At 71.7% G+C, this 16,929-nt stretch carries 15 protein-coding genes; 7 read left to right on the top strand and 8 right to left on the bottom strand.

The features are described from left to right. Window positions 1-50 precede the first annotated feature (50 nt). A complete protein-coding gene (glgX, locus tag BMW78_RS06930) occupies window positions 51-2,222 on the bottom strand; it encodes a glycogen debranching protein GlgX (protein WP_091757757.1) in 2,172 nt (723 codons plus the stop codon). Window positions 2,223-2,427: 205 nt separating this feature from the next. Between glgX and fabG the strand changes: the two genes are divergently transcribed. The 4 genes from fabG (at window position 2,428) to BMW78_RS06910 (ending at window position 5,312) form a co-directional block, all read left to right on the top strand. Next, complete coding sequence (fabG, locus tag BMW78_RS06925; protein WP_177180300.1) at window positions 2,428-3,183, top strand: 3-oxoacyl-ACP reductase FabG; 756 nt, start codon at window positions 2,428-2,430, stop codon at window positions 3,181-3,183. Window positions 3,184-3,329: 146 nt separating this feature from the next. Beyond that, entirely contained in the window at window positions 3,330-4,244 is a 915-nt protein-coding gene (locus BMW78_RS06920) for an NHL repeat-containing protein (protein WP_091757755.1), read from the top strand. 221 nt (window positions 4,245-4,465) lie between these two features. Next, entirely contained in the window at window positions 4,466-4,807 is a 342-nt protein-coding gene (locus BMW78_RS06915) for an ArsR/SmtB family transcription factor (protein WP_091757753.1), read from the top strand. 1 nt (window position 4,808) lies between these two features. Further along, on the top strand, window positions 4,809-5,312 hold the full coding sequence (locus BMW78_RS06910; protein ID WP_091757751.1) for an SRPBCC family protein: 504 nt from the start codon (window positions 4,809-4,811) through the stop codon (window positions 5,310-5,312). Here BMW78_RS06910 and BMW78_RS06905 read toward each other — a convergent pair. The 3 genes from BMW78_RS06905 to BMW78_RS06895 are packed head-to-tail and all read right to left on the bottom strand — an operon-like array spanning window position 5,309 to window position 8,023. After that, on the bottom strand, window positions 5,309-6,076 hold the full coding sequence (locus BMW78_RS06905; RefSeq protein WP_091757750.1) for an SDR family oxidoreductase: 768 nt from the start codon (window positions 6,074-6,076) through the stop codon (window positions 5,309-5,311). The two genes, BMW78_RS06910 and BMW78_RS06905, sit on opposite strands and share 4 nt — an antisense overlap. 36 nt (window positions 6,077-6,112) lie before the next feature. Then, window positions 6,113-6,874: an SDR family oxidoreductase gene (locus tag BMW78_RS06900; RefSeq protein ID WP_091757748.1), complete on the bottom strand. Its 762-nt coding sequence runs from the start codon at window positions 6,872-6,874 to the stop codon at window positions 6,113-6,115. Between the two features lie 3 nt (window positions 6,875-6,877). Continuing rightward, a complete protein-coding gene (locus tag BMW78_RS06895; RefSeq protein ID WP_091757746.1) occupies window positions 6,878-8,023 on the bottom strand; it encodes an acyl-CoA dehydrogenase family protein in 1,146 nt (381 codons plus the stop codon). A gap of 64 nt (window positions 8,024-8,087) precedes the next feature. On the opposite strand from BMW78_RS06895, the gene BMW78_RS06890 reads away from it, so the two are divergent. The 3 genes from BMW78_RS06890 (at window position 8,088) to BMW78_RS20740 (ending at window position 10,928) form a co-directional block, all read left to right on the top strand. Continuing rightward, window positions 8,088-8,681, top strand: a complete 594-nt coding sequence (locus tag BMW78_RS06890; RefSeq protein WP_091758249.1) for a TetR/AcrR family transcriptional regulator — start codon at window positions 8,088-8,090, stop codon at window positions 8,679-8,681. A gap of 100 nt (window positions 8,682-8,781) precedes the next feature. Next, entirely contained in the window at window positions 8,782-10,356 is a 1,575-nt protein-coding gene (locus BMW78_RS06885; RefSeq protein ID WP_091757744.1) for a CYTH and CHAD domain-containing protein, read from the top strand. Between the two features lie 92 nt (window positions 10,357-10,448). Then, entirely contained in the window at window positions 10,449-10,928 is a 480-nt protein-coding gene (locus BMW78_RS20740; protein ID WP_177180299.1) for a hypothetical protein, read from the top strand. A gap of 170 nt (window positions 10,929-11,098) precedes the next feature. On the opposite strand, the gene ettA is transcribed toward BMW78_RS20740, so the two are convergent. The 4 genes from ettA to BMW78_RS06860 form a co-directional block, all read right to left on the bottom strand. Continuing rightward, complete coding sequence (ettA, locus tag BMW78_RS06875) at window positions 11,099-12,781, bottom strand: energy-dependent translational throttle protein EttA (RefSeq protein ID WP_091757742.1); 1,683 nt, start codon at window positions 12,779-12,781, stop codon at window positions 11,099-11,101. Between the two features lie 42 nt (window positions 12,782-12,823). Further along, window positions 12,824-13,342 (bottom strand): single-stranded DNA-binding protein, encoded by a 519-nt coding sequence (ssb, locus tag BMW78_RS06870; RefSeq protein ID WP_177180298.1) that lies wholly within the window; start codon window positions 13,340-13,342, stop codon window positions 12,824-12,826. A gap of 135 nt (window positions 13,343-13,477) precedes the next feature. Further along, window positions 13,478-15,175, bottom strand: a complete 1,698-nt coding sequence (locus tag BMW78_RS06865; RefSeq protein ID WP_177180297.1) for a GTPase — start codon at window positions 15,173-15,175, stop codon at window positions 13,478-13,480. Next, on the bottom strand, window positions 15,172-16,881 hold the full coding sequence (locus BMW78_RS06860) for a GTPase domain-containing protein (RefSeq protein ID WP_091757736.1): 1,710 nt from the start codon (window positions 16,879-16,881) through the stop codon (window positions 15,172-15,174). The genes BMW78_RS06865 and BMW78_RS06860 overlap by 4 nt, the downstream gene beginning before the upstream one ends. Between the last annotated feature and the right edge of the window lie 48 nt (window positions 16,882-16,929).

Raw genomic sequence — 16,929 nt, 5'->3', positions numbered from 1 at the left:
CGGCCGGCCCGGTGCCGGCCGGTGGGGAACGGGGCCGCGCGGCATACCGCTCACCGGCGGCGCTCGGCGGCGCCCGTCGGGGACATGGCCTGCCGCTCCAGGGGGCAGCGCAGCACCACGACGCTGCGTGCCTGCGCGGTGACCTCCGACCCCGGGGTGAGCTCGAGCTCGGGGTCGATGTCCTGGGCGCCGGTGTCGATGTCGACCAGCCAGCTGCTGCCGTAGTCCTCGTCGGGCAGCGTGAACCGCAGGGGCTCGTGGTGGCCGTTGAAGAGCACCAGGAAGTTGTCGTCGACGATGCGCTGGCCGCGAGTGTCCGGTTCGGGGATCGTCGACCCGTTGAGGAACACGGCCATCGAGCGGGCGTAGCCGTTGGCCCAGCTGTCCTCGTCCATGTGCGCACCGTTGGGCTCGAACCACTCGATGTCACCGACCTCCGACTGGCCGCCGTGGCCGGGGCTGCCGGCGAAGAACCGGCGCCGGTGGAACACCGGGTGCTCCCGGCGCAGCTCGATCAGGCGGCGCGTGAAGTGCAGCAGGTCCAGCCGCTCCTCGCCGAGCTCCCAGTCGACCCACGAGATGTCGTTGTCCTGGCAGTACCCGTTGTTGTTGCCGCCCTGGGTGCGGCCGATCTCGTCACCGTGGAGCAGCATCGGCACGCCCTGCGAGACCATGAGCGTGGTCAGGAAGTTGCGCTGCTGCCGCAGGCGGAGCTCCTTGACCTCCGGGTCGTCGGTCGGGCCCTCGACACCGCAGTTCCAGGAGCGGTTGTGGCTCTCGCCGTCGTTGCCGCCCTCGCCGTTGGCCTCGTTGTGCTTGTCGTTGTAGGACACCAGGTCCCGGAGGGTGAAGCCGTCGTGCGCGGTGACGAAGTTGATCGAGGCGATGGGGTGCCGGCCGTCGCGCTGGTAGAGGTCCGAGGACCCGGTGATGCGGGAGGCGAACTCGCCCAGGGTCGCGCTCTCGCCGCGCCAGAAGTCACGGACCGTGTCGCGGTACTTGCCGTTCCACTCCGTCCACAGCGGCGGGAAGTTGCCGACCTGGTAACCGCCCTCGCCGACGTCCCACGGCTCGGCGATGAGCTTGACCTGGCTCACGATGGGGTCCTGCTGCACGAGGTCGAAGAAGGCCGACAGCTTGTCGACCTCGTGGAACTGGCGGGCGAGGGTCGCGGCGAGGTCGAAGCGGAAGCCGTCGACGTGCATCTCGGTGACCCAGTAGCGCAGGGAGTCCATGATCAGCTGCAGCACGTGCGGGCTGCGCATGAGCAGGCTGTTCCCGGTGCCCGTCGTGTCGTAGTAGTGGGCCTTGTCGTCGTCGACGAGCCGGTAGTAGTTGGCGTTGTCGATGCCGCGGAACGACAGCGTCGGGCCCATGTGGTTGCCCTCGGCCGTGTGGTTGTAGACGACGTCGAGGATGACCTCGATGCCGGCCTCGTGGAGCTCCTTGACCATGCCCTTGAACTCGGCGACCTGCTCGCCGCGGGTGCCGTACGCGGCATACTCGTTGTGCGGCGCGAGGAAGCCGATCGTGTTGTAGCCCCAGTAGTTGCGCAGCCCCTTCTCGCGCAGGGTGAAGTCCTGCACGAACTGGTGCACCGGCATCAGCTCGATGGCGGTGATGCCGAGGTCCTTGAGGTGGGCGATCGTCGCCGGGTGCGCGATGCCCGCGTAGGTGCCGCGGATCTCCTCGGGGATGTCGGGGTGCAGCTCCGTCAGGCCCTTGACGTGGGCCTCGTAGATCACGCTCTCGTGGTACTGGTGCCCCGGCGAGCGGTCCTGGCCCCAGTCGAAGAACGGGTTGACGACCACCGAGAGCATGGTGTGGCCGAGGCTGTCCTGGGTGTTCAGCTCCTCCGCCTCCGCGCCCGCGCTGCCCTCGAAGTGGTAGGAGAACAGCGACTCGTCGCCATCGGACATGCCGTCGAAGGCCTTGGCGTACGGGTCGAGCAGCAGCTTCGCGGGGTTGCAGCGGTGGCCGTGCTCGGGGTCGTACGGGCCGTGGACGCGGTAGCCGTAGCGCTGGCCGGGCTGGACGCCCGGGAGGTAGCCGTGCCAGACGAAGCCGTCGACCTCGGGGAGGGCGACCCGGGTCTCCTGGCCGTCCTCGTCGATGAGGCAGAGCTCGACGCGCTCGGCCACCTCCGAGAAGAGGGCGAAGTTGACGCCGGTGCCGTCGTAGGTCGCACCGAGCGGGTAGGCGTTGCCGGGCCAGATCTCCATGGATCCCTTCCAGGGGGTGAGGTGCGGCGTGAGGCCGCAGGACGTGCGAGGACGTCTGCGGCCTCAGGTCGCCATTGTGCTGCATGCCCGTCGCCCGCACGATTCCTGCGAAGGCCCGTCCACCCGCTCCACCTCGGCCGCCCGCGCCGAGGTAAGCGCCCGCTCAGTAGACTCGCGGGACCACTCATCGTCGACTGGAGGAATCGTGAGCACTTCGCGCGTTGCCATCGTCACCGGCGCCGCCCGCGGCATCGGAGCCGCCACCGCCCAGCGCCTGGCCCGGGACGGCCACGCCGTGGCCGTGCTCGACCTCGACGAGGCCGCGTGCGCCGCCACCGTCGAGGCCATCACGTCCTCCGGGGGCCGCGCGCTGGCCGTGGGCGTGGACGTGTCGAAGGCCGACCAGGTGGAGGCCGCCGTCAAGCGCGTCGCCGACGAGCTCGGCGCCCCCACGATCCTGGTCAACAACGCCGGCATCATCCGCGACAACCTCATCTTCAAGATGAGCGAGGACGACTGGGACGCCGTCATGGCGGTGCACCTGCGCGGCGCGTTCCTCATGACCAAGGCGGCGCAGGCCTACATGACGCAGGAGAAGTGGGGCCGCATCGTCAACCTCTCCTCGAGCTCGGCGCAGGGCAACCGCGGCCAGGCCAACTACTCCGCCGCCAAGGCCGGCCTGCAGGGCTTCAGCAAGACCCTGGCCATCGAGCTCGGCCGGTTCGGCGTGACCGCCAACGCCGTGGCGCCCGGGTTCATCCAGACCGAGATGACGAAGGCGACCGCCGAGCGGATGGGCGTCTCGTTCGACGACTTCATCGCCCACTCAGCGTCGCAGATCCCGGTGCAGCGCGTGGGCCAGCCCGAGGACATCGCCGCCACCATCTCGTTCCTGTGCAGCGAGGAGGCGGGCTTCGTCTCCGGGCAGGTCATCTACGTCGCCGGCGGTCCCCTGGACTGACCCTCACCGCTGAGAAGGTATGCCGCCCGCGCACCCGCGCGGGCGGCATTGTGCGACCCCCTCGGGGGACATAGGTCCCTGTCCGCTGTGCGTCCAGTGCCGTTGTCTTGGGCCATCGGGGACGCACCACAGGGGAGGAGATCGCCATGTCATGGTTCAGGAGAGGTGCAGCAGTCCTGGTCGCGTCGGCGGCCGCTCTCGCCACCGCGCTGGTCTCACCGGGAGCCGCGGACGCGGCCCTGACCGGCGGACCGCACGCCGACGGCACGGTCGTGGCGACCTTCCCGGCGGGAAGCTTCCCGGAGTCGCTGGCCCTCGTCGGCGGTGTCCCCTACGTGTCGCTGGGCTTCGCCGGTCAGGTTGTCCGCGTCACGCACGGTGCCGCGACGACCGTCACCACCGTCGACGTGGGCGACACCTCGCTCCTGACCGGGGTCGCTGTGGTCGGGGACCGGCTGTACGTCGCGCGGGCCTCGTTTGGCGGTGACCAGGGCGAGCTGTACTCGGCCCCGCTCACCGGCGGCGCGCCGTCCCTCGAGGCAACCTTCGACGGGAGCTTCCCCAACGGCCTGGCCCTGCACGACGGCCTCCTCTACGTCTCGGAGAGCCTGGGCGGGAGCGTGTACACGTTCGACCCGGCGAGCCGGCAGGTCCAGCCCTGGTGCCAGAACGCCGCGCTCGCGGGTGGCAAGGACTTCGGGATCAACGGCATCACCTTCCGACGCGGGACCCTGTACGGCGTCGTGGCCGCCACGGGTGAGATCGTGACCATCGCTGGCGGGCCGGGCGGCTGCACCGTCACTCCCGTGGTCCGCTCGCAGCAGCTGGTGACCGGCGACGGCATCGCGTTCGGGCCGGACGGCCTGCTCTACGTCGCGGTGAACCAGACCAACAAGCTCGTGAGCGTGGACCTCGCCACCGGGTCGGTCAGCACCATCGCCGGGCGCTCCGAGGGGCTGTCCTACCCGACGCAGATGGCTTTCATCCGGGGAGCCCTGTACCTCACCAATGGCGCGTTCTCGAGCGGGACCCCGAGGCTCCTGCGGTTCCCGCTGGACTGAACGACGGGGGGCGCCGACAGGGGTCTCCTTGGCCGTGATTGACGTCCTCAGCGGCCTTCGGTCCGCCGCCGGGCAGGTTCATTCCAACGCCGCCACCCGGGCACTACGACACTGATCGCCCTGCGCGATCAGTGTCGTAGCCGGGCGATCGACCCTTGACGGCGAGGCGTTCACAGGCACATAGTTTCCTCAACGGTTAATAAACCGATTGGTTGAGGAACATGTCGCACGACCCGCTCAGCACCGTCTTCGCCGCCCTGGCCGACCCGACCCGGCGCGCGATCCTGGAGCGCCTGTCCGAGGGGGACGCCACGGTGGGCGAGCTCGCCGAGCCGTTCGACATGAGCCTTCCCGCGATCAGCAAGCACCTGGCCGTCCTCGAACGCGCCGGGCTGGTCGCCAAGAGCCGGGAGGGGCAGCGCAAGTACTGCCGCATCACGGCGACCCCCCTTCAGTTCGCGACCACGTGGCTCGACAACTACCGACGCCACTGGGAGGCGAACCTCGACAGCCTGGACGCATACCTCACCCGTGTCCAGCAGGCCTCACCCGAGGAGCAGTGAGATGTCCGATCCGATCGACGGCACCCAGCAGCGCGCCAGCGTCACCCGCCACGACAACCAGCTCGTCATCACACGCGCCTTCGCGGCACCCGCCGCGCTGGTTTACGAGGCGATGACCCGTCCCGAGCACATCCGCCAGTGGTGGGGTGCCGGCCACGGCGAGGTCACCACCTGCGAGGTCGACCTGCGGGTCGGCGGCCGCTGGCACTTCGCCCAGGTCACGCCCGACGGCACCGAGGTGTCGTTCTCGGGCGAGTACCGCGAGCTGGACCCGCCCAGCCGGCTGGTGCACACCGAGGTGTTCGACAACATCCAGAGCCCGCCATCGCTCGTCGAGACCTCGTTCACCGAGGAGGGCGGCGTCACGCACCTGCGGGCCGTCATCACCTACGACTCGCCCCAGACCGTCGACATGGTCGTGGCATCCGGCATGGAGAGCGGCATGAACGACTCCTACGACGCCCTCGAGGCGCTGGTGCAGCGGGTGGCCGCGGGGAACGGCTAGGGCGCGCCGAGCAGCCGGCGCATGCCGGCGAGCCAGCGGTCGGGGTCGGCCGCGCGGGCGGCATACATCGCGGCCACCTCGGGGTGCGGCAGCACGAGGAACCGGTTCGCCTCCATCGCCTCGAGCAGGGCCTCGGCGACGAGCTCGGGCTCGACCGCCGACGGCTCGAGCAGGGCGCGACCGGCCTCGCCCGAGGCGCGGAGCATGTCGGTGCGGACCCCTTGTGGGCACACCGCGTGGACGCGGATCCCCTTGTCGCCGTGGGTCATCGAGAGCCACTCGGCAAACGCGTACGCCGAGTGCTTGCTCACCGCGTAGGGCGCGGCGCCCGGCATGGTGAGCAGGCCCGCGGCGCTCACCGTCGCGACGAAGGTGCCCCCACCCCGCTCCAGCCACTCGGGCACGAGCAGCCGCGCGGCGCGCACGTGGGCCATGACGTTGACGTCCCACGACAACGCCCAAGCATCATCGTCGGCGTCCTCCCCGCCGCCGCGCGCGACGCCGGCGTTGGCGCAGAAGACGTCGATTCCGCCCAGCAGCTCACGCGCGCGGCTGACGAGCCGCTCGACACCCTCCTCGCCGGCGGCATCGCCGGGCGCGGCGTGGCCACCGACCTCACGCGCCGTGGCCTCGGCGGCGGCCGCGTCGAGGTCGTTGACGACCACCCGCGCACCCCTGGCGGCGAACGCGCGAACACAGGCTGCGCCGATGCCCCGCCCCGCACCGGTCACGACCACACCGGCACCGGCGAGGTCGAGCGTCACGGCGTACCCACGAGGGTCACGACGCCACGTCGACGGTCACAGGGCTCCCCCGAGGGTCACGCCGCCGTCGACCACGAGGGTCTGGCCGGTGATCCACGAGGCGTCACGGGAGAGCAGGAACGACACCGCGCCGGCGACGTCCTCGGGCACCCCCAGACGCTTCATCGGGTATGCCGCGGCAACGGCGTCCTCGCGATCCGCGTACAGCGCCTCGGCGAAGCGGGTCTTGACCACCGCCGGGGCGACCGCGTTGACGCGCACCTCGGGCCCGAGCTGGTACCCCAGCTCGACGGTGAGGTGGATCAACGCAGCCTTGCTCACGGCATACCAGCCGATGCTGCCGGTGGCGCCGAGCCCGGCGATGGAGGCGACGTTGACGACAGCCCCTGGTCGCTGCGCACCACCGCCCAGACCCGCCTTGACGGCCTTCTGCGTCCACGAGAAGGCGGCGAGGACGTTGACCTCCATGATCTTGCGGGCGGCCGCGAGGTCGGTGTCGACCATCGGGCCGTAGACCGGGTTGATGCCGGTGTTGTTGACCAGCAGGTCGAGTCCGCCGAAGGTCTCGCGGGCAGCGGCGAGCACCTCGTCCTGGTGCGCCTCGTCCGCGGCGTTGCCGGCGACGCCGAGCGCGCGCCCGGGGCCGCCGAGCTGCTCGACGGCGTCGGCGAGCGGCTCGGGCTTGCGCCCGGTCACGACCACCCGCGCGCCCTCGTCGACGAGGCGGCGGGCGATGCCCAGGCCGATGCCCCGCGAGGCACCGGTGACGACCGCCACCGCCCCGTCGTGGGTGCCCAAGGCCTAGAGCCCCAGGTCCCGGCCGATGAGCTCCTTCATGATCTCGTTGGAGCCGGCCCAGATCTTCGAGACGCGGGCGTCACGCCAGGCGCGGGCCACGCGGTACTCGTTCATGAACCCGTACCCGCCGTAGAGCTGCACGCACTCGTCGAGCACGTCGTTCTGCACCTGCGCCGACCACCACTTGGCCTTCGCCGCGTCGACCGGTGTGAGCTTCTTCTCGGCGTGGGCCGCGATGCAGTCGTCGACGTAGGCCTGGGTGACCTCGAGCTTGGTCTGCAGCTCGGCGATCTTGAACTTGTTGTGCTGGAACGAGCCCACCGGCTGCCCGAACGCCTTGCGCTCCTTCACGTACCCCAGCGTCTCGCGCAGGATCTGGAAGGCGTGGGCGGTGTTCGCGACGGCGGCGCCGACCCGCTCCTGCGGCAGGCGCTGCATCATCGCGATGAAGCCCATGCCCTCCTCGCCGAGCCGGTTCGCGTCGGGGACGCGCACGTTCTCGAAGAACAGCTCGGAGGTGTCGGCCTCCTCCTGGCCGACCTTGTCGAGCTTGCGGCCGCGGCTGAAGCCGTCCATGCCGGCCTCGACGACGAACAGGGTGATGCCCTTGGCGCCCTTGGACGCGTCGGTGCGGGCGGCCACGATGACCAGGTCGGCCTGGTAGCCGTTGGTGATGAACGTCTTGGAGCCGTTGAGGATCCAGCCGTCACCGTCGCGGACGGCGTTGGTCTTCAGGGCGGCGAGGTCGGACCCACCCGAGGGCTCGGTCATGGCGATCGCGGCGATGAGGTCGCCGTTGGCCATGCCGGGGAGCCAGCGCTCCTTCTGCTCCTGCGTGCCGAGGTCGACGATGTAGGGCGGGCAGACGTCGGAGTGGATGCCGAAGCATGACGACACCGCGAAGTTGAACCCGGCGATCTCCTCGGCGGCGATGGCGTTGAACCGGTAGTCCTCCGCACCCGCGCCCCCGAACTCCTCGGGGATGTCGAGGCCGAAGAGGCCCTGCTTGCCGGCCTCCTTCCAGATGTCGCGGTCGATGGACTTGACCTCGAGCATCTGCTCGGCACGCGGCTTCAGGGTCCGCTCGACGAACTCGCGGACCGAGCTGCGGAAGGCCTCGTGGTCGGGGCCGTAGACGTTGCGGGGCATGCTGCTACCTCCAAGGTGACTAAGCGCTTGCTTAGTCTCTGTCGCCTGCGGCATGCTGTCAACCATGTCGACCCCCGGCCGCTCCGTGGAGACGCTCTCCGACGCCGCCGTACGGCTCATGGAGGCGGCGGCGGATGCGTTCGCCGCCAAGGGTTTCCACGCCACGACCACGCGGGACATCGCCTCCCACGCCGGGCTCTCCCCCGCCGGGGTCTACGTCCACTTCGCCTCGAAGGAGGACCTGCTCTTCCAGCTGAGCCGGGAGGGTCACGAGGCGGCCCGCGACATGCTGGTGGCCGCCGCCTCGGCGGCCGGCTCCCCCACCGAGGCGCTGCGCTCGATCATGGCGGTCTTCTCGCAGTGGCACGCCGAGCACTTCCGCGTCGCCCGCATCGTCCAGTACGAGTTCCAGAACCTCACGGCCGAGCACCGAGAGGCCGTGCTCGGGCTGCGCAAGGAGATCGACAGCGTCGTCCGCGACGTGCTCACCGCAGGCGTGGCCAGCGGCGAGTTCACCGTCACCGACGTGCCCGACACCGCGCTGGCCCTGCTGTCCATGGCCGTCGACGTTGCCCGCTGGTACGACCCGGAGATCAAGCGCACCCCCGAGGCCATCGGACGCACCTACGGCGAGCTCGGCCTGCGCCTGGTCACCTGAGCCGAGGCTCCTGCACGGCCCCAGTGGTTGCCCGGCCTGCCCGGCTACCCGGCCTTCCCCGGTGACCTGCGGCGACGTCGTCCGCGGTGGAAGATGAGCCATGGGCTCATCCACATCGGCCGAGGTCGCCGCCGAGGTCGAACGCAAGTATGCCGTGGACGCAGCCACGGTCCTGCCCACCCTCAGCGGAGTGGACGGCGTCGCGCGGATGGGCCAGCCCCGCGAGCACCACCTCGATGCCGTCTACTACGACACGGCGAGCCTGGACCTCACCCGGCACCACGTGACGCTGCGCCGGCGGAGCGGGGGCCCCGATGCCGGCTGGCATCTGAAGCTGCCACCCGTCGCCGATGCGCGCACCGAGGTCCGCCTCCCGCTCGACGCGGGCAGCGAGGGAGGCCATGGCGACACCGACGACGGAGCCGACGCCCCGCCCGCCGAGCTGCTGGACCACGTGCGCGCCGTCGTCCGCGACCGGCCGCTCGTCCCCGTCGCGGTGCTGCGGACCCGCCGCCGCGAGCACGACCTGCTCGACGCGTCCGGCACCACGGTCGGCCACCTGTGCGACGACGAGGTCGAGGCCCAGTCCCTGGTCGGGGCGCAGGAGGCGCAGCGCTGGCGGGAGTGGGAGGTCGAGCTCGACGAGGGTGACCAGCGGGTCCTGGAGTCGGTCGAGCCACACCTCATCGCGACGGGGGCGACCCCGGCCGCGCACGCCTCCAAGCTCCGCCGCGCCCTCGGTGACAGCGTGTCGCCACCCGAGCCCGCCCCGGCGTCGCAACTGTCCGACCGGCCCACCGCGATCGAGGTGCTGGGCGCCTACCTGGTGGAGCACCGTGCGGCCCTGCACCAGCACGACGCCGGTGTACGACAGGGCGACTCCGAGCCGGTGCACAGGATGCGCGTCGCCGCCCGGCGCCTGCGCTCGGCCCTCACCACCTACCGTCCGCTCCTCGGCCGGCAGGTCGCCGACCCGCTCCGCGAGGAGCTGCGCTGGCTGGGGCTGGCGCTGAGCGACGCGCGCGACGCCCACGTGCTGCGCCGGCGGCTCACCGCGGTCATCCACGCCGAGCCGCCCGAGCTGGTCGTCGGACCGGTGGTGGCCCGGCTCGAGAAGGAGCTCGGCGCCGTGCAGCAGCACGGGTTGGGGACGGCAGTGGCCGCGCTGGAGAGCGCCCGCTACTTCCGGCTGCTCGACGCCCTCGACGACCTCGTCGCCGCACTGCCGGAGCTCCCGCAGGCGTCGGCCCCGGCCAGCGAGGTGCCCGCGCTCGTGCGACGGGACTGGAAGCGGCTGGGCCGCGAGGTCGCCGCCGCGGGGCGCGCTGCCGACGCCGACAGCCGCGACCGGGCACTGCACGAGGCGCGCAAAAAGGCCAAGAGGTTCCGGTATGCCGCGGAGTCGGCGATCGTGCTGCGCCCGAAGCAGGCCACCCGGATGGCGAAGGCCGCCGAGGCGGTGCAGGAGGCCCTGGGCGACCACCAGGACACCGTGGTCGCGCGGGCCCGCCTCCGCTCGCTGGCCATGACGGCCCACCTCAGCGGGGAGAACGCCTTCACCTTCGGGCGGCTGCACGCCCTGGAGCAGTGGCGGGCCGACCGCGCGGAGGCCGACTTCGACGTGGCGTGGCGGCGGCTCTCCCGGCGACGGGTCCGCCGCTGGCTCACCCGCTGACCGTCAACCGGCCGTTACCCCTGCGCCCACGGGACCATCGCCCCTGCCGGGCATCCCCGGCCGCCCTCACCGTGGAGCCTGGAGGTGGTCCGATGTCCGCAGCTCACGCAGCCGGTTCCCTGCCGGGGACCGCTGAGGCACCTGCCGCCGCCGGGAGGGATGCGCGTTCGGGCACCCTGCGCAGGGCGGTGGGCTGCTTCTTCCTCTTCACCGGCGGCGTGCACCTCGGCATGGTCGCGGCCGATGTCGAGGTCTACCGCCACTTCGCCGACGGCTCCATGCTCCCCTTCGTGCGCGACGGCTGGACCGACGTGTTCATGGCCCACGCCGTGCTCTGGGCGCTGCTGGTCATGGCCGGCGAGCTGGCCATGGGGCTGCTGCTCCTGCGGGGTGGCGCGGCGGCCAAGGTGGGGTGGGTGGGCGTCATCGCCTTCCACGTCGGCCTCATGCTGTTCGGCTGGGGGTTCTGGTTCTGGAGCATCCCCGTGCTGGCCTTCCTGGTCTGGGCAGCCCGGCGCGACTGGCCCGCCCTCGGTGGCGCCGCGCCTCTGAGGCCGGCAGCCGTCACCTGACCGGTCGGCAGCCGCCACCTGAACCGTCAACCCAAGCGCCGGACACGACGCGGTGGCCCCCAGAACGAAGGCGCCCCGTCACCACGACGACAGCGTCGTCCCCGTCGCTCCGCCGCAGCGGTTCGACACGGACGACGCCGTCGGTGGTGCTCCCGGCCTGTGGCGACCTGCTAGTCGCGGGTCAGCTTCCGGTAGGTCACGCGGTGCGGGCGGGCCGCGTCGGCGCCGAGGCGCTCGACCTTGTTGGCCTCGTAGGACTCGAAGTTGCCCTCGAACCAGTACCAGCTGCTGGGGTTCTCCTCGGTGCCCTCGTAGGCGAGGATGTGGGTCACGACGCGGTCGAGGAACCACCGGTCGTGGGAGATCACGACGGCGCAGCCGGGGAACTCGAGCAGCGCGTTCTCGAGCGAGCCGAGGGTCTCGACGTCGAGGTCGTTGGTGGGCTCGTCGAGCAGCAGCAGGTTGCCGCCCTGCTTCAGGGTGAGGGCCAGGTTGAGGCGGTTGCGCTCCCCGCCGGAGAGGACACCGGCCTTCTTCTGCTGGTCGGGTCCCTTGAAGCCGAACTGCGAGACGTAGGCCCGCGACGGGATCTCGACGTTGCCGACCTTGATGTGGTCGAGCCCGTCGGAGACGACCTCCCAGATGTTCTTGTTCGGGTCGATGCCGCCGCGGTTCTGGTCGACGTAGGAGATCGAGACCGTCTCACCGATCTTGACCGAGCCGGCATCCGGCTCCTCGAAGCCCACGATGGTCTTGAAGAGCGTCGTCTTGCCGACACCGTTGGGGCCGATCACGCCGACGATGCCGTTGCGCGGCAGGGTGAACGACAGGTTGTCGATCAGGACCCGGTCGCCGAAGCCCTTCTTGAGGTCCTTGACCTCGATCACCGTCGAGCCCAGGCGCGGACCCGGCGGGATCTGGATCTCCTCGAAGTCGAGCTTGCGGGTGCGCTCGGCCTCCGCGGCCATCTCCTCGTAGCGCTGCAGACGCGCCTTCGACTTGGCCTGGCGGCCCTTGGCGTTGGACCGCACCCACTCCAGCTCCTCCTTGAGGCGCTTCTGGAGCTTGGCGTCCTTCTTGCCCTGGACCTGCAGGCGCTCGGACTTCTTCTCGAGGTAGGTCGAGTAGTTGCCCTCGTAGGGGTAGAGGCGGCCGCGGTCGACCTCGGCGATCCACTGGGCGACGTTGTCGAGGAAGTACCGGTCGTGGGTGACCGCGATGACCGCGCCGGGGTAGCTCGCGAGGTGCTGCTCGAGCCAGAGCACCGACTCGGCGTCGAGGTGGTTGGTGGGCTCGTCGAGGAGCAGCAGGTCGGGCTTGCTCAGCAGCAGCTTGCACAGCGCCACCCGGCGACGCTCACCACCGGAGAGCACCGTCACATCGGCGTCCGGCGGCGGGCAGCGCAGCGCGTCCATGGCCTGCTCGAGCTGGGAGTCGAGGTCCCACGCGTCGGCGTGGTCGATCTCCTCCTGCAGCTTGCCCATCTCGCCCATCAGCGCGTCGAAGTCGGCGTCGGGCTCGGCCATCTCCGCTGAGATCTCGTTGAACCGGTCGACCTTGCGCTTGATCTCGCCGAGACCCTCCTCGACGTTGCCGAGCACCGTCTTCTCCTCGTTGAGCGGCGGCTCCTGGAGGAGGATCCCCACCGTCGCGCCGGCGGCCAGCCTGGCCTCGCCGTTCGACGGCTGGTCCAGCCCGGCCATGATCTTCAGGATCGTCGACTTGCCCGCGCCGTTCGGACCGACCATGCCGATCTTGGCGCCGGGGTAGAACGACATCGTGACGTCGTCGAGGATGACCTTCTCGTTGTGCGCCTTGCGGGCGCGGGTCATGACGTAGATGAACTCGGGCATGGGGGCAGGCTATCTGTCCCTGCCCCCATGCCCCGAATCGCGTCAGGCGTTCGTGAGGGCCGCCTCGGCGGGCTCGAAGGCCTCCTCGTCCTCCACCACGTAGGGGTCGGTCTCGGCGTCGAGCTCCTCGCCGCTCGCCCGGGCGTGCGCTGCCTGCACCGCCTCGTCGGACAGCCGGTCGGTGCGGTCGACCTGCGCGCGCGACACCTTCGCGAACGTCGTGGTGCCGTAGGACAGGTCGTGGCCGACGCTGTAGGCGTCGATCTCCACCGACGTCGCCAGGGTGTCGTCCTGGCGCATCCACTGGTTGACCCGCATCCGGCCGTGGACGACCACCGGGTCACCCTTGTGGAGGGAGTGGGCGACGTTGGCGCCGAGCGAGCGGAACGCCGTCACGCTGACGAAGCTGGTGCCGGCGTCCTCGAACTCCCCGGTGCTGCGGTTGACCCGCCGGGCGGTGGACGCCACCCGGAAGGCGGCGAAGGGCACACCGTTCTTGGTGTTGCGGGCCTCGGGGTCGGCCACGAGCCGGCCGGGCACGGTCACATAGATCTCGTTCACTGCTCTCACCTCATCTGGTCTGGAGCTCCCCCTCGGGAGCCGGACCAGCGTGGCGCCGACGACGAGACCCTCGACAGGCCCGGCCACGGAGCTGTGGAGGGTGGGACTGTCGGCGTCGCCTTGTGGAGAACCGCGTCAGGCGCGGGCGCGGTCGAGCTGCTCGCGGGTCGTGCGGTGACGGCGGAGCACCTCGCGCACCGGCGCCACGATCCGCTCGGCGGCGACCCCGGCGACCGAGTCGCGCAGGCGCCGCTGGATCAGCTCCGCGCGCCGTCGCGCCCCGGTCCGGGCGAACGACCGCGACACCAGGGCGAGCAGCCAGCCGAGCAGCAGCCCACCGACGAGCAGCAGGAACGGCACCGGCAGCGGTCCGACCCGCGGGGTGCCGGGCTCCGGCAGCTGCAGCCAGCCGATGACACCGAGCACCACGAGCCAGACGAGGCCGACCACCGACAGCAGGGCAAGGATGTTCTGCGCCCAGCCGACGACGGTCCACCAGAGGGGGTCACGGGCACGCAGCGGAGTGCGCATCACGGCCTGGTCGAGGGCGTCGCCGAGGTCGGGTCCCGCGGGGGTGGCCGCGTCGGCGACCGCGTCGGACCAGCGCGGGGGCAGCCCCTCGCCGGCGCGTTCCCCCACCCGCCGGGTGGCGAGGTCGACCGCGGCGCGGGCCGCCGGCGTGGCCGGCGGCAGGGAGGACCGCCCGAGGGCGCTGCGCACGTCGGCCGCCGTGACGCCGGGCAGCGCCTTGGCACCGTCCTTGTCACCCTTGTCGAGCCGCAGGCGCTTGAGCGGGTCCGGGCGCAGGGCGCGCACCCACCGGGTGAAGGGCCAGCCGGTCCGCGAGAGCGCCTCCTGCCGGTAGTCGCGCTCGACGGCGGAGACCACGGTCGGGATGCCGGCGGCGCGGGACAGCGCGTCGACGAGCTCGTCGTCGGCGGACTCCCCCAGCACCGGCTCGGAGTCGGCGACGTCGGAGCGCAGCCGTCCCGCCACGGCCCGGATGTCGGCGGCGAGCCGGTGGCGCGAGGCGTTCTGGCCGGCGACAGCCGCGGCCACGCGCAGCCGCAGGTCGTCGACCCCCTCCCCGGTGCGGGCCGAGGTGGTCAGCACCTGCAGGCCCTTCATGCCGTCGAGCTCGGCGAGCCGCACGAGGTCGGCACGCACCTGCTTGACCGCGTCGCGCTCGAGCCGGTCGGTCTGGTTGAGCACCACGACGGTCACGGTGTTGTGCGTCGTCAGGGCGCGCAGGTAGTCGTCGTGGAGCCGCGCGTCGGCGTACTTCTGCGGGTCGGTCACCCAGACGAACACGTCGACGAGGGCCAGGATCCGCTCGGCCTCGCGCCGGTGCTCGACCACCCGCGAGTCGAAGTCGGGAAGGTCGAGCAGCACCAGCCCGTCGAGGGTGCCGGGCACCGCGCCGCGACCACCGTCGCGGTCGGAGCCGCCGGCGGCCGGCACGTGGTGGCGCTGGCCGACGGCGAGCCAGTCCAGGAGCTCGGTCGCGCTCTCCCCACCGAACACCGCGGCAGTCGGTCGCGCGGTGGTCGGGCGACGGGCGCCCACCGGGGCCACGTCCTCGCCGACGAGCAGGTTGAACAGGCTCGACTTGCCCGAGCCGGTGGCACCGGCGAGGGCGACCACCGTGTGTCCTCCGCGCAGGGCCGTGCGGGCGCGGACCTTCTCGATGACCTCGAGACCGGCCGCGCGGTGCTCGCCGTCGAGCTGGCCGTCACCCTGCTCAAGGGCACCGGCCAGGGACTCCGACCGACCGGCCAGCTCCTCCGCGGTGAGCCCCTTGACCTGCTTGCTGCCCATCAACACCGGGCTCATCGAACCGCCTTCACCGCTGCCGCCGCGTCCGCCAGGCGCGTCGCCTGGGCGCTGTCCACCTCAACACCTGCCAGGGCCTTGTCGAACCGGGCCCGCTCGGCGGCATACAGCTCCTCCACCCGCTCGAGGAGCCGCTTGCGGGCCTTGGCCGCCATCTCGCGCACCGCCTGGTCGCCGAAGATCGCCTCGAGCACCTTCTGCGCGAGCACCGCGGTGCCGCCGGCGATGCCGACCTCGGCGCCGACGAGGCCACCGGTGTGCGCGAACGCCACGAGCATGAGGATGACGCCGATGCCGTTGACCCCGTATGCCGCGATGCGGGCGGTGGTGCGCCGGTCACGTCCCTCGGAGCGCACCAGGTCGAGGACCTCTCCCTGCCAGTCGCGCACCAGGCGGTCGATGTCCTGGGCCAGTCCCGGGGAGGCCTTGGCGAGCTCGGGGTGCTCGGCCAGCAGCGGTGCGCCGCCGGGCTCCGACCGCCACGCGCGTGCTGCCGTGGTGGCCGCGGACTCGGCCTGCGCCGAGATGAGCGCCGCGACTCCGGTCTGCAGCGCCTCGCCGAGGTCACCGCTCGGGGCGGGGGCGCCCTTGACGGCAGCGGTGAGCCGGTCGCGCATGCGGGCGACGGCCGACTCGACCTGCTTGAAGAACTCGCCGGTGCCGACGAACTCCTGCCAGCGGGCGAGCACCTCGCCGCGCAGCAGGGTGCCGTCGGTGATGCCGTGCGCGACGCCCTCCAGCGCTGCGGCGTAAGCCTCCTCGGACGCGCCGCGCAGCGCCTGGGCAGCGCGGTGCTGGTGCTCACTGGCCTCGACCAGCTCGCCGGTGCGGCTGTCGAGGGAGTCGAGCGCGCCGCCGAGGGTCTGCTTGACGATGCTCGCGCGGGCCCGGGCGTCCGAGGCCAGCGCCGAGAGCCAGGACTTCAGGCGGGTCACCGCTCCCTCCGGCAGACGCCCCTCCGGGGTGAGGCTGGTCTCGGGGATCCCGAAGATGGGCGCGGTCGCCAGTCCCTGCTCGCGGAGCATGGACGCGAGGTGGGCCCGGATCTCGGTCATCGCCTCCGGCGGCACGCGGTCGAGGACGATGGCCACGGCGGTGCCGCGGTCGGACGCCTCTCGCAGCAGCCCCCACGGCACCGCGTCGGCGTAGCGGGCGGCGGTGGTGACGAAGAGCCAGAGGTCCGCGGCCGCGAGCAGCTGGGAGGCCAGCGCGCGGTTGGCGGACACGACGGAGTCGATGTCGGGGGCGTCGAGCAGCGCCATGCCCGGCGGCAGGGCGGCGGACGCGACCAGCCGGACCGAGCCGGGCCCGGCGTCACCCGAGGCGGCGCCGGTGAGGCGGCTCAGGCCGGGCAGGATGCGGTCGCCCTCGAACCACCGCCGCTCGCGGGGGTGGTGGACCAGCACCGGTGTGGTGGTGGTCGGCCGCAGGATGCCGGACCGGCTCACCTCGGCGTCGACGACCGAGTTGACCAGCGTGGACTTGCCGGCGCCGGTCGATCCTCCGATCACCGCCAGCAGGGGCGCGTCGAGGGAGGACAGCCGCGGCAGCACGTAGTCGTCCAGCTGGTGCAGCAGGGCCTCGCGGTGGGTCTTGGCCGTCTGCGTCTGGGGGATCTCGAGAGGCAGCGTGGAGTTCGCGACCTGGCTGCGCAGCGCCGACACGGCATGCAGCAGAACGTTGTCCTCGGCCCCTGACCCACTCACGTCGGCAAGCCTAACCAACCCGGGGCAAACCACCTGCACGGCAGGCCG

It is taken from the genome of Pedococcus cremeus (assembly GCF_900111375.1).
Taxonomy (GTDB): domain Bacteria; phylum Actinomycetota; class Actinomycetes; order Actinomycetales; family Dermatophilaceae; genus Pedococcus_A; species Pedococcus_A cremeus.
The sequence above is the reverse complement of the archived record's forward strand: the minus strand, read 5'-3'. Positions and strand labels throughout refer to the sequence as shown.